16 protein-coding genes are annotated in these 23,278 nt (G+C 58.2%); 7 read left to right on the top strand and 9 right to left on the bottom strand.

The window, feature by feature from the left end; all coding sequences use genetic code 11:
• Positions 1–361 precede the first annotated feature (361 nt).
• The 5 genes from AD930_RS08345 to AD930_RS08325 all read right to left on the bottom strand — a co-directional run bounded on the left by AD930_RS08345 (position 362) and on the right by AD930_RS08325 (position 7,461).
• Positions 362–1,054 carry a TetR/AcrR family transcriptional regulator gene (locus AD930_RS08345; RefSeq protein ID WP_061505867.1) on the bottom strand — a complete coding sequence of 231 codons (693 nt, stop codon included), beginning with the start codon at positions 1,052–1,054 and terminating at the stop codon, positions 362–364.
• 109 nt (positions 1,055–1,163) lie between these two features.
• Positions 1,164–2,612: a TolC family protein gene (locus tag AD930_RS08340; RefSeq protein WP_061505866.1), complete on the bottom strand. Its 1,449-nt coding sequence runs from the start codon at positions 2,610–2,612 to the stop codon at positions 1,164–1,166.
• Positions 2,613–3,740, bottom strand: a complete 1,128-nt coding sequence (locus AD930_RS08335; protein ID WP_061505865.1) for an ABC transporter permease — start codon at positions 3,738–3,740, stop codon at positions 2,613–2,615.
• On the bottom strand, positions 3,740–6,478 hold the full coding sequence (gene rbbA / locus AD930_RS08330; RefSeq protein ID WP_061505864.1) for a ribosome-associated ATPase/putative transporter RbbA: 2,739 nt from the start codon (positions 6,476–6,478) through the stop codon (positions 3,740–3,742). Before rbbA ends, AD930_RS08335 begins: the two co-directional genes overlap by 1 nt.
• The gene (locus AD930_RS08325) at positions 6,478–7,461 is read right to left on the bottom strand and encodes an HlyD family secretion protein (protein ID WP_061505863.1); all 984 of its coding nucleotides are present in this window, start codon (positions 7,459–7,461) and stop codon (positions 6,478–6,480) included. Before AD930_RS08325 ends, rbbA begins: the two co-directional genes overlap by 1 nt.
• Positions 7,462–7,816: 355 nt before the next feature.
• Here AD930_RS08325 and AD930_RS08320 point away from each other — a divergent pair, with 355 nt between their 5' ends.
• From AD930_RS08320 to AD930_RS08300, 5 genes are read left to right on the top strand one after another with little or no spacing between them, the layout of a single operon-like run.
• Positions 7,817–9,514, top strand: a complete 1,698-nt coding sequence (locus AD930_RS08320) for an NAD(P)-binding protein (protein WP_061505862.1) — start codon at positions 7,817–7,819, stop codon at positions 9,512–9,514.
• A 14-nt stretch (positions 9,515–9,528) separates the two neighbouring features.
• Positions 9,529–13,104, top strand: a complete 3,576-nt coding sequence (gene nifJ / locus AD930_RS08315; protein WP_061505861.1) for a pyruvate:ferredoxin (flavodoxin) oxidoreductase — start codon at positions 9,529–9,531, stop codon at positions 13,102–13,104.
• A gap of 38 nt (positions 13,105–13,142) precedes the next feature.
• Positions 13,143–14,147, top strand: coding sequence for a dihydroorotate dehydrogenase-like protein (locus tag AD930_RS08310; RefSeq protein WP_061505860.1), 1,005 nt, complete (start codon positions 13,143–13,145; stop codon positions 14,145–14,147).
• 6 nt (positions 14,148–14,153) lie between these two features.
• Entirely contained in the window at positions 14,154–15,197 is a 1,044-nt protein-coding gene (locus AD930_RS08305; RefSeq protein ID WP_082781774.1) for a bifunctional enoyl-CoA hydratase/phosphate acetyltransferase, read from the top strand.
• Between the two features lie 44 nt (positions 15,198–15,241).
• Positions 15,242–16,432: an acetate/propionate family kinase gene (locus AD930_RS08300; RefSeq protein ID WP_061505859.1), complete on the top strand. Its 1,191-nt coding sequence runs from the start codon at positions 15,242–15,244 to the stop codon at positions 16,430–16,432.
• Between the two features lie 31 nt (positions 16,433–16,463).
• On the opposite strand, the gene AD930_RS08295 is transcribed toward AD930_RS08300, so the two are convergent.
• The 4 genes from AD930_RS08295 to AD930_RS08280 form a co-directional block, all read right to left on the bottom strand.
• A complete protein-coding gene (locus AD930_RS08295) occupies positions 16,464–18,884 on the bottom strand; it encodes a TonB-dependent receptor (RefSeq protein WP_061505858.1) in 2,421 nt (806 codons plus the stop codon).
• Between the two features lie 164 nt (positions 18,885–19,048).
• The gene (locus tag AD930_RS08290) at positions 19,049–20,284 is read right to left on the bottom strand and encodes an MFS transporter (RefSeq protein ID WP_043551010.1); all 1,236 of its coding nucleotides are present in this window, start codon (positions 20,282–20,284) and stop codon (positions 19,049–19,051) included.
• Between the two features lie 27 nt (positions 20,285–20,311).
• Complete coding sequence (locus AD930_RS08285; protein ID WP_061505857.1) at positions 20,312–20,710, bottom strand: GlcG/HbpS family heme-binding protein; 399 nt, start codon at positions 20,708–20,710, stop codon at positions 20,312–20,314.
• Between the two features lie 90 nt (positions 20,711–20,800).
• Positions 20,801–21,529 carry an IclR family transcriptional regulator gene (locus AD930_RS08280; protein ID WP_061505856.1) on the bottom strand — a complete coding sequence of 243 codons (729 nt, stop codon included), beginning with the start codon at positions 21,527–21,529 and terminating at the stop codon, positions 20,801–20,803.
• A gap of 203 nt (positions 21,530–21,732) precedes the next feature.
• Between AD930_RS08280 and AD930_RS08275 the strand changes: the two genes are divergently transcribed.
• Together AD930_RS08275 and AD930_RS08270 are read left to right on the top strand one after the other, a co-directional pair.
• The gene (locus AD930_RS08275; protein WP_244150536.1) at positions 21,733–22,239 is read left to right on the top strand and encodes an RNA polymerase sigma factor; all 507 of its coding nucleotides are present in this window, start codon (positions 21,733–21,735) and stop codon (positions 22,237–22,239) included.
• Between the two features lie 30 nt (positions 22,240–22,269).
• The gene (locus AD930_RS08270) at positions 22,270–23,277 is read left to right on the top strand and encodes a FecR family protein (RefSeq protein WP_156476940.1); all 1,008 of its coding nucleotides are present in this window, start codon (positions 22,270–22,272) and stop codon (positions 23,275–23,277) included.
• Position 23,278: the final 1 nt, after the last annotated feature.

The raw sequence follows: 23,278 nt of genomic DNA, 5'->3' as shown, positions 1-23,278 counted from the left end.
GATTGGAATGATATCATAAATTCGTGATAACAATGACATTATTTTAACCGGGTAACGATGTCCGAATTTTTGACGTTTTCATGATTTATAAATTCATGGCGCTTTATTTACATGGTATTTGTAATTTTGTTCTTTAAAAACCGCTTTTATCAGGTTTGCTTAGACGAGCCTTGGCGGATGCTTTGTCAGGGACAGTAGAATAAAAAGAAATCGATCCATTCGTTTTTTTTATCTGACCCAAAGGGCAGATCATGTCGATTTTTCTCTCATCCGGGACAGAAATGCCAAGATTGGGAGGATGAAAGAGATGTTCTCTGTCTTTCCCGGGCCTGTCTGGCGACCCCAGGCAGGTGGTTTTTTTTCAGTCTCCGGACTGCATTCCGGAGAGGAAGGCTGTAGCACCCCGGACATTCCCTGCGGCCATGCAGCCGGAGAGGCGGGCTGTTTCATCAATATCCAGCAGCGGGTTGCGCGCCATGTAAAGGAGGGATTCAAGCCCCATTGTCAGAAGCGTGGCGGCAATAAAGCTCAGCCGGTCGGGTGAGATGGATTTAACCGGCATCAGGCGCAGGATGTTCTGTTTGAGGTCTTCCAGCATGTCCCGCGTTTCCTTCATGGTGAACAGGCGGGCGCGAATGTGGTGCTGGTTAAGTTCAAAAAAGCGGGGTGCGCCGTTAATGCTGATCAGTTCGCGCAGAACGGCCTCATGGCTTCTGGTAAGCATCATTTCCAGAGTATCCGTGGGGCAACGCGATTGCTGGACAATGTTCTTAACGCGGTCAGCAACTTTGATCAGCAGAATATCAAAGATTTTTTCTTTAGTTTTGTAATAATTATAGAAGCTGCCGGGGGAGACATTGCTCAGGGAGACAATGTCCCGCACCGTTGCCGCATCCAGCCCGATGGTTGAAAACACACTCCACGCCGCACGCTCAAAAGCCTCCTCCTTGAAGGTTCTGGTCATTTCTCTCTTCTTGGAGGTCCGGTAGGCCTTCCGTTTGACCGGGGCTTCTACGGGAACGTCCTGGGTAGAGGGCTGCTGGTTAGTGCTCAACTCTTTTTAGGCTCCTTCAGGCCTTTTCAGGCTGGGTAACGGGGTGGGTATTATTCAATCCTTGAATAATCTTTGTGTTCCAATGTCCTACGGAAAGCAAGCGCGCCGGTTATGACGGAGACTGGCTGTTCCAGCCGCCACCCAGAGCGCGCGCAAGCTGAATGGTGCTCAAAGCCTGCCGCGTTTGCGCGCTTACCAGATCATCCTGCGCGGCAATCTTCTTGATACGCGTTGTCAGCACGTCCTGCATGGTAAACTGGCCACCTTCATACAATCCACGGGCCTGCGAGGCCGCCTGTGTGAGTGCGCTGACCTCTGCTGTCAGGCTGGTGATATTCTGGTCTGCACTGCTCCGGCTTTCATACGCATCTTCCACCTCCGCCAGAGCCGTCAGGACAGTCTGGTCATAGGTGGCAAGAGCCTGATGCAACTGGGCGTTGGACGCCCGGATTTTGGCCTGTATCCGCCCGGCGGTGAAAATGGGCAGGTAAGCGTTAACCGCCATCAGGCCACCGGAGCCGGAGACGCCGGGAATGCCGTCAAACCGCAAGCGGCCATCCCCGCCGAAAAACTCCAGCCCGAAGCGGGGCAGGAGGTCAGTCTTGGTGCTGATCAGCCGTTGCAGATTGGCTTCCAGAACATGCTTTTCCAGCCGGACATCTGGCCGGCGTTCCAGAACGGTGGAGGGCAGTGTGGTCGCTGGTGGGGCCGGAACGCGATACTGGGCCGGAGTAGAGAGGTCCGGGGCCTGTTCGGGCGGCTGGCCGGAGAGAACGGCGAGCCGGTGGCGGCAGGCATCCAGAGAGGAGACCAGCATGGGGCGTTGCGCCTGCGCCTGCGCAATCTGGCCGCGGATGGTTTCCAGATCCGCCTGCGTAGTCTGCCCGGCATCAAAGCGGGCCGTGGCGTAGCGCAGAAGGGACTGAAGTGTGCTGACGGACTGGTCCAGCAGCACAATGCGCTGTTGCAGGCCGCGTGCCGTTACGTAATTGGCCGCAACATCCGCGGCAATCGCCATATGGGTGCCGTGCAGCATCTCTTCTGATGCCAGCGCCATCTGCTTTGCGCCGCGTTTTCTGGCCAGATTGCCGCCCCAGATATCCGGCTCCCACGCCATGGCGATGCCCGCAAGGTGCCCATCTGTTGCGGGGTCCTGAATATTTGGCGCTGCCATTTTCATCAGCGGTGGAACAGGGTGCCGCCAGTCCATCCCTCCGCCCATCATGCCTGCTGTGGCCCCAATGGTCGGATACAGGGCGGATTTAGCCATCTGCGTATAGGCGCGGGATTCCTGCACGCGGGCCTGCGCTACCCGGATATCCGGGTTAGCCGCCAGAGCCTGCTGCACAAGCTGGTTCAGCAGCGGGTCCTGCCAGGCGGTCCACCACGCGGTGAGGTCTGTGGCCTGCGTGGAGACAGGAGCGGCAGTGAATTGGGTGGGCACAGCGACCTGCGAGGCAGGCATCTCGGTCTTGAAAGGGGAGCAGGCGACCACACCCGAGCACAGGAGCGTGGTGAGCAGCAGGCGGGCGGAAGGTGCTGAAAAAGACATCGGCATTCAGTCCTGACGGGCAAGCATGGAGCGGAAGCGGAGCAGCGCCATGGCAAGAAAAAGAGTGGAAGAGAACACAATGGCCAGCAGCGAGGGCCAGATACTCTCAAGGCCAGCACCGCGATACAGGATGGATTGTGAGATTTTCACGAACTGGGTCGTGGGGAAAAACCGCACGAGGGACTGCACAAGGTCCGGCATGCTTTCAACCGGGGTGGCCGCGCCGGAAAGCAGATAGGCCACGGCATACACCGGCACCACCAGCAGCCCGAACTGCGGCATGTTGGGCGCAATGGTGGCCAGCATCATGCCCAGAGACGTGACGGAAAAAAGATACAGAATGAGGCAGGCGGCAAACAGAAGCGGGCTACCCGCAATGGGCACCCCAAGCCACAAATGCACCGTCAGCCAGAGGGAGAGCAGGCTGGCAACAAGGATGACCGCGCCATTGGCCAGAATTTTGCCCACAGCAATCTGACTGGCGGAGACGGGCAGCACCAGCAGATGCTCAATGGTGCCGTGTTCCCGTTCACGGATAACAGCAGCGCCGACCAGAACAATAGAAAGAACCGTTGCGTTGGTGACGACCTGCATGACGGAGGTGAACCATGCGGATTCACTATTGGGGTTGAAGCGGATACGGCTTTCCCCGTGGAAGGGCATCAGCTTGCTCAGGTTGGGTGAATGTAGCTGAGCCTGCACTTCCCCCATAAAAATCTTCTGCAAATAGACAGCGCCTAGCCCAGCCTGTGTCATGGCGGTGGCGTCAATCAGTTCCTGTATATCCGGGGTGCGGCCTGCCAGTGTGTCCGCCTCAAAGCGGGGTGGAATATCAATTACAAAGTTATAGGTGCCGTTATCCATGCCGGCCTTGCTGTTGGCGCGGTCCGTGAGGGTTGGCGGCTTGAAATAAGGTGGCAGCACCACGGAGCGGAGCTGGCGGGAGAGGGCGGAATGATCCTCATCAATAAACGCCACGGTAGCGTTGGAGACGTCAATCTTCACGCCATGCGCCACCAGCACAATGGCGAAGGAGAAGGAAAAGACAATCAGCCCTATCAGGACGAAGTCCCGCATCAGGCTGTAGAATTCCTTGCGGCACAGCAGGCCGACATTCATGACCCAGCGCAGCATTATGAATCCTGCTTCTTAAGGAAAAGGCGTGCGCCCAGCATGTAAACTGCCGCAAATGTTCCCAGAGCGGCATACATGGAGAGGAAGGACGTGACCCCCAGCCCCTTTGTAAAGCTGCCCAGACAGATGAGCTGGAACCATGAGGCCGGGAACGTCTCGGCAAGGTAGTAGGTCACACCTGTAAGAGTAGAAATAGGATAGAGCAGGCCAGAGAAGTTGGCGGACATGATCAGGCAGATAATGGCCGTGCCAAAAATGGCGGCCACCTGAGAGCTGACGAAGGTTGAAATCAGCAGCCCCAGTCCGGTGCAGGCCAGAATATAGAGCAGCGCCCCGATGGTCAGACCAATGAAGGACCCTTTGAGCGGCACGCCCAGCACAGTGACCGACAACACGACCAGCACCAGATAGGCAATGATGGCCAGCGCCACATAAGGCAGTTGCTTGCCCACCAGATACTGCCCGGAACTGGCCGGGGAGGCATACAGGTTCATGATGGAGCCAATCTCCTTCTCCCGCACCACGCCAAGCGCTGTCAGCATGGTGGGGATGAGGATCAGGGCGAGCATGATGGTGCCCGGTGTCATGGCGTAAATGCTGCGGAATTCCTGATTATAGACAAAGCGCGGCACAATATTCACGGGTGTCAGATGCGCCATAGCGGAGGGTGGCAGAGTTTTCTGCATGCTGGCGGCGTAGGTCAGCAGCACGGCATCCACATAGGCGCGGACGTTGGCGCTGAGGAACGGCATTGCGCCATCAATCACTACGCCGACTGTCGGGTTACGGCCTGCGGCCAGATCCCGCCCGAAGCCATCGGGGATATCCAGCCCGAGGGCGACCTGACCCTGCCGAATACGGGTTTCCACAGTCTCCCGGTCTGGAGAATAGGCGGTCTCATGGAAATAGTGCGACCCGCGGAACTGTTCGACAAGTTCCCGGCTGGCGTGGGTGTGGTCGTAATCCGCTACGGTGTAGCGAATGGTGTTGATGTCAAACGAGACGCTATAGGCCGAAATGAGCAGCAGGATGGTCGGGCCAAGGATGGCGAACATCAGGCGCAGGCGGTCGCGCGTCAGTTCCACGGCCTCTCGCCGGGCAAAAGCCCAGCAGCGTGAAAACCAGCGGATGTAGGGTGGAATTTTGCTGGCCGGAGCAGTGCTGGCCGGAGCCTGTTGCTGTGGCGTGCTGGCGGCGTTGACGCTATTACCGGCATGCTCGAGAAACGCGATGAACGCATCTTCCAGCGTGGCAGCGTGGGCTTCCTGAATGATCTCATCCGGTGTGCCCATGGCCAGAACCTTACCCTTGTCCATCAGGGAAATGCGGTCACACCGCGCGGCTTCATTCATGAAGTGGGTGGACACAAAAATGGTCACATGCTGGTCACGCGAGAGGGCGACGAGATGTTTCCAGAACATGTCCCGCGCAGCCGGGTCCACGCCGGAGGTGGGCTCATCCAGAATGAGAATGTCCGGCGTGTTGATGCAGGCAGCGGCAAGCTGAAGGCGTTGACGGATGCCGAGCGGTAGGCCGGTGGGGCGGCTGTCGGCCTGTTCCTCCAGCTTGAAGCTTGAAAGCATTTCTGCGACGCGCTTTTTGGCCTCCGCCACGGGCAGGCGGAACAGCTCAGCCTGAAGCATCAGGTTCTGTCGGACAGTCAGTTCTTCATACAGCGAGAAGCCCTGAGACATGTAGCCAATGCGCATGCGCGTGGACATGTCGCCCGGTGTGACCTTGCGGCCAAACAGGGTGGCCGTACCACTGGTAATGTCCAGCAGGCCGGTCAGCATCTTCATGGTGGTGGACTTCCCGCAGCCATTGGAGCCAAGGAAGCCGAAAATCTCGCCGCGTTTGATGCGGAAGCTGACGTTATCAACCGCTTTGAAGGAGCCGAACTGGCGGATCAGATTTTCCGCATCGATAACAGGCGGCCTGCCATCATCCTGATAAGGCGGGATGGTGAAGTCGGAAATTTCCTTCTGGTCCGCTTCCGGCAGCATGGAGGTATAGGCGGCCTCCACCGTCGTGGTGCCGGTCTGCTTTTTGACGTCTGCTGTGGGGGCCGAGGCCAGAATGCGCCCGTCATTCATGGCGACCAGCCAGGAAAAGCGCTCGGCTTCATCCATATAGGCGGTGGAGACAATTACGGTCATGGAGGGCCGCTCGGCGCGCATCTGGTCCACCAGCGCCCAGAACTGGCGGCGGGAGAGCGGGTCCACACCGGTGGTCGGTTCATCCAGAATAAGCAGATCTGGGTTATGGACCAGAGAGCAGCACAGGCTGACCTTCTGCTTCATGCCACCCGAGAGCTGGCCTGCGGGCCGGTTGGGGAAGGGGGCAAGGCCGGTTGAGTCTAGCAGGTGCGTGATGCGATTGGCGCGGGTGGTGGCATCCAGCGCGAACAGGCGACCAAAGAAGTCGATATTCTCGCGCACGGACAGGGTTGGATAGAGGTTTTTCCCTAAGCCCTGCGGCATGAAGGCGAGGCGGGTGAGAAACGCCTCGCGCTCGGCCTTGTTGCTGACATCCACGCCCAGCGTGTGGATGCTGCCGGTTTGCAGGTGCCGTACGCCGGCAATCAGCCCCAGCAAGGTGGATTTGCCCACGCCATCCGGCCCGACAAAGGCAATGGTCTGCCCGGCGGGGAGGGTGAGTGAAACATCATGCAGAACGTCGCGGCCATTATAGGCATGGCGCACGCCCTCTACGCGGATTTCAGACGGAGGGGCGCTCATTACTCAGCGCCGCTCCGCTGAGCTGCCTGAGGCCATGCTGCATCCGGGTTCTGCCTGATATAGCCTTCACCCGTCATGCCCGCTTTCAGAAGAGCGCCAAGATGCTGCTGCTCTTCCGGTGTGACGCGTAGTTTGACACGATAGACGAGTTGCTCACGTTCTGTCGCCGTTTCCACATATTTGGGGGTGAACTGGGCCTGACTATCAATAAAGGAGACGGTGGCCAGCACCGGAGAAGCCACGCCGTCAAACTTGATGCGGGCTTCATCCCCGACCTTGAGCGTGCTCATGGCGGCAGTGGGGAAGAAGAGGGTCATATACGGGTCAACCGGGTCCAGCATGGAATACACGCGGCCGCCCGGTGCCAGCACGCTGCCGGGTTCTACAATGCGATATTCAATGCGGCCCGCGACGGGCGCGCGGATTGTCATATCATCCAGAACAGTCTGGATCTGCCGGACCTGTGCGGCAGCGCCTTCGTTTGCGTGGAGGGCTTCCTGCACGCCTTGTGTCGCGGCGCGGACGGCAGCCTGAGCGGACTCAAACTGCGTGCGCCGCTGCGTGACTTCCATGTCAGAAACAAGGTTCTGCCGCCGCATGATTTGTGCGTGACGCAGCTCATCCTGCGCGAGGCGAAGAGACGCCTGATGCGCAGCCAGCTCCGCTGTGGCGCGGTCTGCCGCACTGCGGGCTCGGCTCTGTTGCGCTGCGGCCTGATCATACTGGCTTTGCACTGTGGCGGCATCTTCCTGCGCCAGAACCTGATTGGCCGCGACGGTATCGCCCTCATGCACCATAAGTTTCGTGACCCGGCCGGGATATTTCACGGCCACATCCACGAGGGTAAATTCCAGCCGCCCGTTTCCGTAAAGGATGCCATCGGGCACGCTTTCGGCCAGCTGGTGACGGTGCCATGCAAAGGCTCCCCCTGCGATCACAAGAAGGGAGGCAACAATAATCGTGATTTTTACAGGAGCTTTCACAACAAACCTTGTATGGCAAAAAGCAGATGGGTGATGAAGAGGTGTGATTTATGGAGGCGGCACTATGCTTAATTTATGACGGAAACGTCAAGTTATTATTCAGAACCTGACTGAGCGCCATACGGAACCGTTTGAGTCTGGATTAGTGCCGGTTTCATGCGGAAATTTGACTTTTTCCTTGGCGCAATAATCCAGATCAATGAATCCATAAAAATTCATCATTTTTCATAAACTTGTAAAGTTGACAGAGTGTTCGGGTTTTATATGGTGGCATCCTGAATGACGTGTCGGGCCTGCCTGCTGCAGTTTTGCGCAGTGTCTTAAATTTCGTGCCGCACGCGACGGGGGAATGACAATGCCTATGAAGCTCCACGATATGACGCAGATTATGCAGGACACTGCGCGGCGCGGTGTGGGAAGCCGACGGTGGCAACAGCCGGTTTACGAGCATTTCCTGCCACCCTGTAATCAGGCCTGCCCGGCAGGTGAGGATATTCAGGGCTGGCTTTCCCACGCGCAGGCCGGAGCGTATGAGCAGGCCTGGCGTGCGCTGGTGGCCAACAACCCCATGCCTGCCGTGCATGGGCGCGCCTGTTACCACCCGTGTGAGAGTGGGTGTAACCGTGGCTCACTGGACGAGTCAGTCTCCATCCATGCGGTTGAGCGGTTTCTGGGTGATGAAGCGCTTAAAAATGGCTGGACGTTTGAAGCGGCCCCGTCCACCGGCAAGAAGGTTCTGATTGTCGGGGCGGGTCCTGCTGGTTTGTCCTGCGCCTATCATCTGGCGCGGCAGGGGCACGCTGTTGAGGTGCGGGATGCCGCCGCGGAACCCGGCGGGATGATGATGCACGGTATTCCGGCGTATCGCCTGCCGCGCACAGAATTGCAGCAGGAAATTGCCCGGATTGCCGCTATGCCCGGCGTGACGCTGACATGCGGCGTGAAGGTGGAGGATCTGGCAAAAGCCAAGGCTGATGGCGGGTTTGATGCAGTTTTTGTGGCCGTGGGCGCGCAACTCGCCAACCACCTGAATGTGCCAACCGGGGACGGGAAGCGTCTGGTGGATGCCGTCAGTTTGCTGGATGATGTCAGTGAGCAGAAAAAACCGCAGTTGGGCCGGGTGGTGGCTGTTGTGGGCGGTGGCAACGTGGCGATGGATGCCGCGCGCACAGCTCAGCGCCTTGGTGCGCAGGATGTGGTGATCGTCTTCCGTTACGATAAGGACCACATGGAAGCCCTGCCGGGTGAGGCTGCTGAAGCCTTTGCCGAGGGTGTGAAAATCCGCTGGCTGAACGTGGTGGATCACTTTGGGGCGGACGGGATTACCGTTGAAAACGTGACCATGAATGCGGATGGCAGCGTCACGCCAACAGGCGAGACCACCACGCTGGCTGCGGACTCTGTTGTGATGGCCGTGGGGCAGCATAGTGATCTGTCACTGCTGGCGACGACGCCCAAAATCACCGTGCAGAAAAACGATACGGTCGCTGTGGACGCCACCACGCTGATGACCGGTGAGGCCGGGATTTTTGCTGGCGGTGACTGCATTGGCGGCGCCCGGACCATGACAACGGCGACGGGCCACGGGAAACGCGCGGCCCACGCCATTCATGCCTATCTGAATGGCGAGACCTACGTGCACCCGGCCAGCCATACGGTGGTGAGCTTCGACATGCTGCATCTGCCGGACTACCGGAATGCGCCGCGCCGCACGCAGCAGGAACGCCCGCTTACCGACCGCAGCACGTTTGATGAAGTGACAGCAGGGCTGAGTGAGCGGGAGGCCCGCTATGAGGCTGGCCGCTGCCTGTCCTGCGGTAACTGCTTTGAATGCGACAACTGTTTTGCCGCCTGCCCGGAGCAGGCCATTACCCGGCTGGGGCGCGGGAAGGGGTATGAGGTCTCTCTGGATCTCTGCACAGGGTGTGCACTGTGCGCCGCCCAGTGCCCCTGCCACGCCATAGAAATGCAGCCCGAACCACAGGACGAACACGCGACCACCGGCAGCCTTGGAGAACCCATTGCGCCGGTCGATTTCAAAGTGCGCGCGTGAGAAGGGGAAGCGTCATGACCGATCAAAGTGTGACCATGGATGGCAACACCGCTGTTGCCCATATTGCCTACCGCGTAAACGAAGTCTGCGCCATTTACCCCATCACGCCATCCTCCACCATGGCGGAACTGGCTGATGCGTGGTCGGATCAGGGGCTCCGCAATATCTGGGGCAGTGTTCCCGTGGTGCAGGAAATGCAGGCGGAAGGCGGGGCTGCCGGGTGCGTGCATGGCTCACTGCAAACCGGCGCGCTGACCACTACCTTTACGGCCTCACAGGGCCTGATGCTGATGATCCCCAACATGTTCAAGATTGCGGGGGAACTCACCTCGACAGTCTTTCATGTCGCCGCGCGAGCGCTGGCTGCCGGGGCGTCCTCCATTTTTGGGGACCATCAGGATATCATGGCCGTGCGTACCACGGGGTTTGCCATTCTGGGGGCCAGCACCGTGCAGGAAGGGCATGATCTGGCGTTGATCACGCAGGCCTCCACGCTGGCGGCGCGCGTTCCGTTTATTCACTTCACGGACGGGTTCCGCACATCGCACGAATATAACGGCCTGCATCTGGTGCCGGATGAAACCATCCGCGCCATGATTGATGACAAGCTGGTGCTGGCTCACCGCAAACGGGGGCTGAGCCCGGAAAATCCGTTTATCCGTGGCACATGGCATAACCCGGATACGTATTTCCAGAGCCGTGAATCCGTAAACCCGTTTTATGAGCGCGTGCCGGATATCGTGCAGTCCGCCATGGACCACTTTGCCTCCCTCACAGGCCGCCAGTATCAGCTGTTCCGCTACGAGGGCGCTCCTGATGCCGAGCGCGTTGTGGTGTGTATGGGCTCGGGCGCGGAAGTGGTGCGGGAGACGGCCAAATGGCTGTGCCAGCAGGGGCAGAAGGTTGGCGTTTTGCAGGTGCGTCTGTTCCGCCCGTTCTCGGCAAAGCATTTTCTGGAGGCACTCCCCAAAAGCGTTAAATCCATTGCCGTGCTGGACCGCACCAAGGAGCCCGGTGCCCCCATGGAGCCGCTGCATGCGGACGTGGTGGGCGTGCTGGCCGAAGGGGTGGGGGAAGGAGCCTTCCCGCATATGCCGCGCGTGATTGGTGGACGGTATGGCCTGTCCTCCAAAGATTTCAACCCGGCCATGGCGCGGGCGGTGTTTGATGAACTGGCCAAGCCGTCCCCCAAGAACCGCTTTACCGTCGGTATTCTGGATGATGTGGGGCAGACCAGCCTGACCTATGATGAGAACTTTGATATTGAACCGGAAGGCACGGTGCGTTGCCTGTTCTATGGTCTGGGGGCCGATGGCACGGTGGGGGCCAACAAGAACAGTGTTAAGATCCTGAGTGAAAAACCCGGCTGGTTTGCGCAGGCCTATTTTGATTATGACTCCCATAAATCCGGTGGCCAGACGGCCTCGCATGTTCGGTTTGGCAAAAGCCCGATCAATGCGCCGTATCTGATCCGCCATGCCGATTTTATTGCCTGTCACAAGTTTGATTTCCTGTTCCGGCGCGATGTGCTGGGGGCAGCGAATGACGGCATTTCCTTCCTGTTGAACAGCCCGTATTCCGCAGAGGAGGTCTGGGACCATCTCCCCAGAAAAGTGCAGGATCAGATTGTTTCCAAAAAGCTACGGTTCTTCGTTATCGATGCGTCTGATGTTGCGCTCAAGCTGGGTCTCGGCCCGCGGGTGAACACCATTCTGCAAACCTGCTTCTTCCATCTGTCCAATGTGTTGCCTGCGGATGAAGCAATTGCAGAAATCAAGAAAGCCATTCAGAAATCTTACGGGGCGAAGGGGGATGCTGTTGTCCAGCTGAACTTCCGCGCTGTGGATGCAGCTCTTGCTGCCCTGCATGAAGTCAAGGTGCCGGCACAGGCCACCGGCACCGTGCCGATGCCGCCGGTTGTGCCCGAGACTGCTCCGCTGTTTGTCAAACAGGTGACGGGTGAGATCATGGCCGGGCGAGGGGACCTGATTCCGGTCAGTCATATGCCGGTTGATGGCACCTTCCCCGGTGGCACCACGCAGTATGAAAAACGGAATATTGCGGTGGAAGTGCCGGTGTGGGACCCGGATGCCTGCCTGCAATGTGGGCAGTGCAGCATTGTCTGCCCGCATAGTGTGATCCGCGCGAAAATGTATGATGTGGAGGATCTGGAAGGGGCTCCGGCATCTTTCAAAACAGCTGAGATCAATGCACGGGGTTATCCGGACTCTCGCTTTACCCTCCAGTTTTATGTGGAAGACTGCACCGGCTGTGGTGTGTGCGTGGAAAACTGCCCGGCTATTGTGCCGGAAACAGAAAAACGCGCCATCAATATGGAAGAAAAACTGCCTATTCTTGAACAGGAACGCCAGAATATCGCATTTTTTGAAAAACTTCCGGATATGGACCGGGCCAGCATTAACGAAGCCAATGTCCGAGGCGTGCAGTTCCTTGAGCCGTTGTTTGAGTTTAGCGGGGCCTGCGCAGGGTGTGGTGAGGCACCGTATCTGAAGCTGGTTTCTCAGCTGTTTGGTGACAGGCTCCAGATTGCTAACGCCACGGGCTGTTCCGCCATTTTTGCGGGTAATACGCCGGCCCATGCATGGAAAGCCAATGCGGAAGGGCGCGGGGTGGCATGGTCCAACTCGCTGTTTGAAGATAATGCCGAGTTTGGTTTGGGTTTCCGTATTGCAGCGGATGAACAGACGGCTCTGGCGCGCCAGCTTGTGCAGAAACAGTCCGCTCTGGTGGGTGAGGATCTGGCCAAGGCTCTGTTGAGTGCTTCCATGCATACGGAGGCGGATTTTGCAGAGCAGCGGAAACGGGTGGCAGCACTCAAGCAGAAGCTAGAGGGCGTGGATGCGCCCGATGCCATCATGCTGCTTTCCGTAGCGGATTTCCTCATTCGCCGGTCTGTCTGGATTATCGGTGGAGACGGCTGGGCGTATGACATTGATTCCGGCGGTCTGGACCATGTGCTGGCACAGGGCCGGAATGTGAACGTGCTGGTGCTGGATACGGAAGTGTATTCCAACACGGGCGGTCAGTCCTCCAAAGCCACGCCGCTGGGGGCCTCTGCCAAGTTTGCGGCGGCCGGTAAACGCTCTCCGCGGAAAGATCTGGCGATGCAGGCTATCTCCTACGGGAACGTTTACGTGGCGCAGATTGCCATGGGGGCGAACCCGGAGCAGGCGGTTATCGCCATGCGGGAGGCCGAGGCGTATGACGGGCCGTCCATCATCCTGGCTTATTCCCAGTGTATTGCTCACGGCATTGATATGCGCACAGGCATGAAGCAGGCCGCGCGGGCCGTTGCCTCCGGTTACTGGCCGCTGTTCCGGTTTGACCCGACCATGCGCAAAAACGGGCTGAACCCGTTCCGGCTGGATTCAACCCGGCCCCGTATCCCGCTGGAAGACTATGCCTATCAGGAACTGCGCTACAAAACGCTTACCCGGACGCATCCGGAAGCAGCGGCGCATATGCTGCATCAGGCGCAGGCGGCGTTAAATGAGCGCTACCGTCTGTATGAGGATCTGGCCGCCCGTGACGGCAGCCGCTTCTTGCCGCATTGGGAAGATGTGAACTGAAAACCGCAGGGTCTCAAAGAACCGGGGAACTAAAGAGCATGAACCTTGAAACACAGTATCTGGGCCTTTCCCTGCGGCACCCCATTGTGGCGTCCGCATCACCTCTGACGGTCGATCTGGATCACATTCTGCGTGTGGCGGATGCCGGGGCGGCGGCTATTGTCATGGCCTCCATTTTTGAGGAGGAGATTGCCGCGCAGGAGGTGCATGACGCCGCCCTGTTTGAAACGGGGGAGGATAGTCATCCGGACGTCAACGGCGGGTATTTTCCCGCCGTGCCGCAGGCGACGGTCCTGGATGGACGGCTTTCCGTGCTGCGGCGTGCTGCGGAACAGGCTGGCGTGCCGGTGATTGCCAGCCTGAATGGCTGCACGCAGGCGGGTTGGGTGCATTTTGCCCGCAAGCTGGAACAGGCAGGGGCTGCGGCCATTGAGCTGAACTTCTGGCATATTGCTGCTAATCCCGATGAGACGGGGGCGGAGGTCGAGGAGCGGTTTATTGCCATCCTCAAGGCCGTAAAGACCGAAGTCAGTATTCCTGTCAGCGTCAAACTGCCGCCGTTTTTCAGCGCCCCCGGCAATATGGCCAAACGGTTGGTGGAAGCCGGGGCCTCCGGGCTGGTGCTATTCAACCGGTTTTATGAGCCGGGTCTGGACCTGCATCCCGTAGCCCCGGAAGCCGATGCACAACTCAGCACGTCTTATGAGCTGCGGCTGCCGTTGATCTGGACGGGCCTGCTGTCCCGCAGGCTTCAGACCAGCTTTGCGGTCTCTGGCGGCGTCAATTCTGGTGAGGACGTGGTGCGCTGCCTGCTGGCCGGTGCGGATGTGGCAATGGCGACCTCCGCTCTGCTGCGGCATGGCTCCGGCTTTCTCTCCACCATGCTGGCAGAGATGCAGGCATGGATGGAAGCGCGCTCTGTGGAGAGTGTGGCGGCCTTTAAAGGGCAGCTGGCGGCCCATGGGACAGCGCAGGCGGCTGAGACGTTCCTGCGGGACCAGTATCGGCGTATTTTGTCTTCCACTCCGGCTTTCGGGCAATAACGTAGTATGTCTCAACAGGAAAATCAGACCATGGCGTCCTCTTCTGCTGCTTCCGTAACTCCAGCGCAGCAGTATGTGCAGGATAGTGCGGATATGCCCGCAGTTTCCGGCCCCAAAAGCCATCAGGCTTTTGAAAATCTGATTGAGCGGGCCAGACAGCTCCCCGGTAAGGTGAGTATCGGTATTGTCTGGCCGTGTGAGCAGCATGCGCTGGAAGGGGCTATGGATGCGGCGCAGCAGAATATTCTGGAACCCGTTCTGATCGGCCCGCGCGCTCTGATTACTGACGTGGCGCAGAGTTGCGGGATTGATCTGGGGGGTGCGACCATTGTGGATGTCGCCACCCCGCAGGAGGCTGCGGCGCAGGCCGTCGCACTCGTCAAATCCGGGCAGGTGCATGCCCTGATGAAAGGCAGCCTGCACACAGATGTGTTGATGCATGCCGTCGTCTCACCAGAGAGTGGGTTGCGCACGGCCCGGCGGGTGAGCCATGTCTTTCTGCTCGCAGTGCCTGCTTATGATGATCTTATTTTTGTGACGGATGCCGCTATCAATATCTTCCCGGACCTTACCATCAAGCGCGATATTGTGCAGAACGCGATTGATCTGCACCGGGGCCTTGGGCTTGGCGAGCCACGGGTGGCGATGCTGTCTGCTGTGGAAACCGTGAACCCCAAAATTCCCGGCACGGTGGATGCTGCCGCCCTGTGTAAAATGGCGGAGCGTGGGCAGATTGAAGGTGGTGTTCTGGATGGCCCGCTGGCCATGGATAATGCCGTGAGCGCAGAGGCCGCCAAAATTAAAGGCATTACCTCGCCGGTAGCAGGGCGGGCGCAAATTCTTGTGACACCCGATCTGGAAGCAGGCAACATGCTGGCCAAGAACATGATCTTTCTGGCTGGGGCGGACTCAGCCGGGGTGGTGCTGGGGGCCAGTGTGCCGGTGTTGCTGACCAGCCGGGCGGATAGTGTGCAGGCGCGGCTGGCGTCCATTGCTGTGGGCGCACTGTATGCGCGGCACCTGCATCCGGAAAGCGCTCCTGCGGCGTGAAGCAAGTTCAGGATACAAGAAGAGCCAGAGAGAAGGACGGATCAATGCAGGACGTGATTATTGTTTTTAACAGTGGCTCTTCCAGTCTGAAATTTACCGTTTACGACAAGGCCGACAGCCAGAAGGCGACGGTTCTGCTCAACGGGGAAATTGAGCAAAACCCCAAGGGTGCGCGCTTCCATGCCAAAAATCATGATGGCGTTGTTCTGGCGCAGGAAGAGTGGCCGGAAACCGGATTGGCGATTTTTGACCATCTGTTCCACTGGCTGGAGCAGTTTGCTCAGAAGGGCCGGGTGGTTGCGGCCGGGCACCGGGTTGTACATGGCGGGGCCGATTTTCTGGAACCTGTGAAAATCACGCCGGAAATTCTGAACAAGCTGGACCAGCTCACCCCGTTTGACCCGCTGCATCAGCAGGCCACGCTGGCCCCGGCCAAAGCCATTGCGCAGCGGCGGCCAGACCTTTTGCAGGTCGCGTGTTTTGATACGACCTTCCACAGCACCATCCCCAAAGTGGCGCGGCTTCTGCCGCTGCCGCGCCGGTATGAGGAACAGGGCGTAGTGCGCTATGGCTTTCACGGCATTTCCTACAGCTATATCGGCCAGCGCCTTGCGCAGATTGACCCGCAGCTTGCCACAGGGCGGACCATTATTGCCCATCTTGGGAGTGGGGCCAGCCTGTGTGCTTTGAAGGATGGCAAAAGCCTTGAAACCACAATGGGCTTTTCCGCACTGGATGGCCTGATGATGGGCACACGCTGCGGCGCGATTGATCCGGGCGTGCTGCTCTACATGGTGCAGGAAGAAAAGGCCGACTGGCGGACGCTGGTGCAGACGCTTTACCATGAGTCCGGCCTGCTCGGCGTTTCCGGTGTTTCACCTGACATGCGAGTGCTGCGTGAAATGCTGGCAAAGGACGCGAGTTCGGCTCAAAGCGTGCAGATTGCCGAAGCGCTAAGTCTGTTTGTGTATCGTATCCGTCAGGAAATCGGTGCGTTGATAGCGGTGATGGGTGGTCTGGACGGGCTGGTCTTTACCGCAGGTATTGGCGAGCATGATGCCGCACTCCGGCAGGATGTCTGTCAGGCTTTGAGCTGGGCAGGCGTCACGCTGGATGAGGCCGCCAACCAGCGTCATGACGCCATTATCAGCACGCCCGACAGCCGGGTGCGGGTGCGCGTGGAACCGACTGACGAGGAGCGCGAGATCTATCTGAGCGTTCTTAAATTTCTCTAAACGGCGGGGAGCTTTACTCCCCTTGGAGCGTTTAGAAAGACGTGCTGACGGTGCCGAAAAATTCGCGCACAGCCCCGCGTTCCATGGACTGATAATCCCCCACGGCGGGGTTATCATTCTGGCCCATCATGGAAATATATTTGTTGTTAAACAGGTTATAGACATTGAAGCTGGCCGTGACGTTTTTCAGAACGCTCATGTCCCCAAAGCGGTATTCAAGACCCGCATTGGCCACCCAGTAGCCCGGCACGGAGGTGTCGTTCATAAAGCTGTAGTAACGGCGGCCAAAATAGTTGGCGTCAAAATGCGCGGTCGCACCTTTCCATGTGTAGGACAGGGCCGTTTTATACATCCACGCCGGATAATTGACGATATTTTTGCCTGACAGACCGTAATACCCGCCGACGGTGTCCACGTTCCGGTCATACGTGCCCTTGTTGTAGCTCAGGGTGTTCGTAAAGCTCAGGCCTCGGATGGGGGTGAGGGTAATAGCCCCGTTCGCACCCGTCATGGAGATGTGGCCGAAGTCGATCACCTGAGAGACCGGGTTGGTCAGAGAGCCCACAGCAGCAGCCAGCAGCGGATGGATCAGGCTGGCGTGATAGATAGTCGCATTCGCCTGCAGGTAGCGGGAGGTATAGCGATAGCCGCCCAGATAAACCCAGGCTTTGGACGGTTCTGCCGCCCGTTTCTGCGCCTGAAAAGTAGCCTGATCCTGCACGGAGTAAATGGAGTTGCCCACGCCAAAGGCGGAGACTTCATAAGCCCGCATGTTCTCGGCCACGTCCACGTAGAACTCGTGGTGGTCGTTGAGGTGCCAGTCCAGATTGATGTGGGGCAGGAAGGCCTGAGAGGCCGTCAGAGAGCCATTGGGTAGCGCATCGGCACCCGTCCAGTCGGCATTGTTGTAGTTTGCACCGCCAGCGGTTGTTGCCACCATGGATTTAAACCCGGCATGCAGTGTAAGGCCCGGTGTCAGCTGCACACTGTCCTGCAGGTGGAACTGCATAACATTGGTGGTCCACTGGAAGTTATAGCCCTGCATAAAGGCGCGGCCATACACATTATAAGGCCCGACAGCCTTGAGCGGCGCGCCCTCCCCAAGCAGGGGCTGCTGGTAATTGAACAGGCCCGCCTGCTGGTTGTTGTTTTCATACCAGACGCCGCCTTCAATCGTGTGGCGGCCCCATTTATAGCGCAGGCTGGTATCAATCCCGTAGCGTTCCTGCCGGTTCTGCCAGACTTCTTCCGAGAACGGTGCGCCGTTGGGAGAGGGATCTTCTGAATCCGTGTAGCTGTAATAGCCGGTCTGGCTGTGGCCGTAGACGGTGGTGTTCCACGTCAGGCGGTCTGTCAGGGCGAGGTCAAAATGCAGGCCGCCCATAAAGTTGGTTTCAGACTGGCCGCCGTCGTACATGGCGATGTCTGCGCCGTTAATGCCGGGCACAGTGTTGTATCCCGGCGGCACAGGGCGGGTGCCATTGGCAATGCCGTAAGCCTGCGCATAGTTGGGGTACAGGTGCGGTGTGCGCCAGCCGAGGTTTTTCAGGATGCCGATGGACGTATCCGGGTAGTTCCACTGCGCCAGAGTGGACCAGTTGAAGAAGGCGGACATGCGGCTGCGGTTGCCAATGGGCTGCACCAGTTTGGCGTCGACCTGCTGCATGAACTGGTCCCCCTTGCCCATCCACATGCCTTCATCCGTGCGGGCATAGGAGGTGTAAAAGCGGGTGCCGGTATCATTCAGCTTGCCGGAATCCAGCCGAACATAAGTGCGGTAGGAATTATAGCTGCCAAAAGACTGGCTGACCTTGCCGCCGCGCTTTTCAGACGGGTCAGACGAGCCGATCTGAATAGTGCCGCCCAGCGTATTGGTGGAGGGCAGTTCAACCGACCCGGCACCCTGTGACATGCGCATGGACTGGATATCATCCGGGATGATGGAGGATGCGAGGCTCATCCCGCTGACGGACTGATAGGTCTGGTCGTTCAGAGGAACGCCATCCACCGTCACACCCAGTTGGTTCATGAAGAACCCGCGCACGTAGAGGTTAGCGCCGAAGCTGTCGATGCCGAACGGGTCCGTGGAGGAAAAGCTTACACCCGGCATCCGGTCCAGCATCTTGTAAGGGCTGGTGCCCGGCACAAACTGCCGCATGATGGCTTTGGTGACAGCCTGTTCCGCATCACGCCCCGTCAGCTGACGGCCTGTGACGGACACACTTTCTGTGCCGCGTGATTCCAGATCCGCCGGTTTGCTGTGATGGCTGGCGGTGGGCCGGGTTGTGGCCTTCGGAGTGGTCTGGGTTTGTGCCGCTGCGGGCTTGTGCGCGGAAACCGGCTGCGCATGGCGGGCTGCATGCTTGTGCTGCGGCGTAGTTTCAGCGGCCAGAGCCGGGCGTTCTATGGCAAACAGTGCGATAGAGGACAAAAGCAGATGTTTGGTGCGCACTTGCGGTCAGCACTCCGGAGGGTGAGGCGGGTCAAAGAGAAGCGGTCTCTTAACCGTTCAACCTCCAGATATGCAAAGGCTTCAAAGAGGGGTGTGATGTTTTTGTGACATTTTTAGGCAGTTTTTGCTCATATCTGTTGCACAAACACCGCGGTTTAGGAGGTTCAGGTAAGGGAACCCCGTTCTTCCTGCTGCCCGCTTTTTTTGAGCAGAAGCAGGGCAAACAGATACACCAGCAGGCCACCGATGGAGAGCAGCGCTCCGCCAATGCCCAGAGAGCCATACCCGAACTGGTGCGCCAGCAGCACACTGCCCAGAGACGCTCCAAGCGCGTTGGCAATGTTGAAGGCTGAATGGTTGAGGGAGGCGGCAAGCGTCTGAGCCTCGCCTGCAAAATCCATCAGCCGTGTCTGAAGTGCCGGACCAAGACCGTTCACAAACGTGGGGATCAGGAAGACAATCAGCATCAGGGCAATGTTGCTGTGCAGGACGGTTGAAAAGGTGAACATGATGACCGCACTGCCGGCAAGAGCGATGATGGCGGCCAGATTGATGTTCCGGTCCACCAGCCAGGCCCCAGCGTTCGCGCCGACCAGCATGCCCGCACCCCAGATAACCATATAGACCATGGTTTGCCATTCCGGCACGTGGGTCACGTTTTGCAGGACGCTGGTGAGGTAGGTGTAGACACCAAACATTCCGCCAAAACCCACAGCGGCGGTCAGCAGGGTGAGCAGAACCTGCGTGTTGCCCAGAGCCGTGATTTCCTTGAGCGGGGAGTTCTTGCGGTTGGGTTTATCAGCGGGAATATAGCGCAGGACGCCGAGAAAGGTCAGAACGCCAAACAGGCCGATAATCAGATACGCAATGCGCCAGCCAAAATGGTCTGCTGCAAAGGTGGAAAACGGCGCGCCAATCAGGGTGGAAATGGCAATGCCAGAGAGCACGCGCCCGACCGCCCAGCCGCGGCGGGAGCGCTCCACCATGGAAGCCGCCACAAGAGCGGAAATGCCGAAGAGCGCACCATGCGGCAGGCCGGTCAGAAAACGGGCGACCTCAACCAGTCCCGGTGTGGGCATGACAATGCTCAGAAAATTGCCGAGGCAGAACATGATCAGCAGAACAAGCAGAAGTTCCCGCCGGGACAGCCGCGCGCCCAGAATGGTGATGAGCGGTGCGCCAATTACCACCCCCAATGCGTAGGCGGTAATGGCATACCCGGCATCGGCCAGAGACAGATTGAGCGACTGTGCAAATTCCGGGAGCATGCCCATGATGGCGAACTCCCCGGTGCCGACAACAAACGTGCCGAATGTGAGGGTAAGGAGGGCTGCTGTTCTGCCATGAGGCGGCGGAACCACGGTAAGACCGCTCTCAGGCGGCACAGTTTCTGATGTCATGCAGGGTCTCGGCTTAAAAAAGTCGGCTCAGGCGATCAGAACGCGAGAGGCGACGGTGGCAATGGCAATATCATCCGCAGTGCTGGCGCCGGATACGCCAATGGCGCCCACAACGGTGCCCTCGGCATCCTTCAGCACAAGGCCGCCGCCAAAGCTGATGAGCCCGCCATTGGTATTTTCCAGTGTATAGGCATGGGCGTTGGGGTGGGCAATTTCTGCAAAGTCGGCGCTGTCCATCTGGAACAGCACAGCGGTGCGGGCTTTTTTGTTGGCGATATCAATGGCCCCGAGAATGGTGCCTTCCATACGCATAAAGGCAACCGGCCAGGCTGCGGCATCCACAATGGAAATGCAGACAGAGACATTCATGCGCTCTGCTTCGGCCAGAGCAGCAGTGATCATGGCGGTTGCGGTAGAAGAGTTCATGGCAGAGAAAATCGCTTTCCTGAGATAAAGGCGCAGAGTAGCTGCGCTGCTCAATAAGGGAATGGTGGGCGCAAGGGAAAGACTATTTGTTCAGCAGCTCTGGATATCTGTGCGTTCGACGTGCTTCATCATCATCCATGCCAGACGGCTGAGCCGGTGTGGCGGGAGCTTGCTGGCAGGGCCGGTCAGGCAGATGCTGGCACGCACCTCGCCATTGTCCCGCCAGGGAATGGCGACGCTGTTTACGCCCGGGTGGTAGCTTTGCAGATCCAGCGCAAAGCCTTTGATGCGCACGGTTTCAATCTGAGCGAGGATATCACTGTTCAGAGCATTGGCGCGGGTGGTCAGCACCCGTTTGCCAAGGCCGGGGACAAAGGCCAGAAAAACCAGCCCCACGGCGGATCCTTCCAGCTTTTCCCGGCTTGGGATTCTGTGCATCAGGTCCGGGTCTGGCAGGTTGACGATATCCAGATAGGCGGCCTCATCCCCGCTGGGGACGGCAAGCCAGACGGTGGCTCCGCTCTCTTCGGCAATCGCATCGAGGGCAGGGCGCAGGCGGGCGCGCAGAGCATTATCATCGCCGGTAATCCGGGCCAGATTGAGGATGCGACCGCCCAGATGATAGCGCATGTCCCCGGTGCGGCGCTGCACATAGCCCAGATGGTCGAGTGTCTGAAGAATGTTGTGGACGGTCGTTTTTCCAATGCCGGAGATGCCGGCAATTTGTTGCAGGCGTGCGCTGCCACCCTCCTGAGCGATGATTTCCAGAATGGCGGCGGAGCGTTCAATTGACTGAATAAGTTTCGGGGTTTTGCCCATGGGACAGGTCTCCTGATGATCAGGATTTATCGTGAGCGACCCGCCTTTGGGAACTGGAGCAGGTCCATCATGGGTGAACTTTTGCAGATTTAGGAGAGAATGCTTGTTTCCTGAAAGAGCGACCGCTTCATGCAGCGGTAAAATTTTTGTGGCTATATGAGAATAATTCTCATATAGCGGAACGCAATGTCGGAGGTTTCGCGTTGAGCACAAGAAAACTATCGCTGAGACTGTATCAGGAGCATCGTAAAGCGTTTCTTGTGTATGCCAATCGCCTCACGAGGGACCACGCGCAGGCAGAAGACCTGGTGCAGGAAGCCTGGCTGCTGTTTGAGCAGCAGAACAAAATAGAAATCAGCGCGCCGGTTCATTATTTCAAGACAATTATGCGGAATTTGTGCAGGTTTAGTTACCGGCGCCAGAAGCTGGAAAAAACCAAAGATACAGATTTTGATAATGCCAGCCGGATGATAGCGGATCTTGCTCCATCACCCGAGCAGGTTGCGGATGCACGCTGGCAAGTCAGCAAGTTGCTGGACCAGATAGAGGCGATGCCAGCGCGCCAGACCGCAGCAATTAAAATGTACTATTTTGAAGGATTAAAACTGCGCGAAATTGCCGCTGAGTTAAATATTTCAGTCTCGTTTGCGCAAAGCCTTATTGCTGATGGCATAGAAGCTTGTACAAATGCGCGCGCAACAGGAGAATAACGTGCCTTGCAATCTGAAAGGCAGAGTGTTGTGTCACCGGCACTTTGTCCGTTTCGTCGCTTTTGTCATCGCCTGATGATGGAGAAGACAACGGCTACGCGGGCCGCCGCACTCTGGCAGGTAAAATTGCAGGATGACCCGAACAATCCAGAGCTGCTGCGCCAGTTTGATATCTGGTTAAAGGCCGATCCAGGCCACCATCAGGCATGGGCGGATGTCAGCAGGACAATTACGCTCTTGCAGCAGGCCTCACCGGAGCGGCGACACTATAAGATGCCACCGGCTCCAACAGCGTATAAACCTGTCTGGCAGAGGCGTGCATTCCAGAGTTGGGCTGGCGGTGTTGCCGCCTTGGCATGTGTTGGCATGGTTTTGTTTGCGCCGGATGCAATGGTGTGGGTACGAGCAGATTACTCTACCGGTTATAGCCAGACAAAAGAGGTTCAGTTGCAGGACGGGAGTGTCGTGCAGCTGGCGCCGCGGAGTGCGGTTGCTATCCAGTTCACCAAAACAAGCCGTGCTGTCACTCTTTTACGCGGGCAGGCCCTTTTTACAGTCCAGCATAATGCACAGGTTTCTTTTACGGTAAAAGCTGGTGCTGTGACGGCAACCGATTTGGGAACAGTCTTTGATGTGGCGATGGATGATCACCACACCACAGTGGCTGTTAAGGAAGGAAGTAGTCGGGTTAGCGCTCCGGGAGGTCTTGCGGCGTATCAGGACTTATATGCCGGAGACTGGCTGCGGGTGACCGGGCATGTAACGCAAACGGGTAAGCAGAACCCGGAAATGGTGGGTGTATGGGCGACTGGTTCGCTTGTGGCCCGCTCTATGCGGGTTGCTGACTTCGTGACGGCGCTACGGCCGTGGTCACAACGTCATATTTTTGTGCTCGATAAGCAACTGGCAGAAAAGCGTGTCACTGGGGTTTATAACGTCCATGACCCGATGCAGGCCTTACGGCTGGCGGTCAGGCCGCATGGCGGAAACGTGGAAACTGTGTTGCCGGATTTGGCGCTCGTCACCGGTCCCGGATAAG

The organism is Acetobacter malorum (assembly GCF_001580615.1).
Taxonomy (GTDB): Bacteria; Pseudomonadota; Alphaproteobacteria; order Acetobacterales; family Acetobacteraceae; genus Acetobacter; species Acetobacter malorum.
The sequence above is the reverse complement of the archived record's forward strand: the minus strand, read 5'-3'. Positions and strand labels throughout refer to the sequence as shown.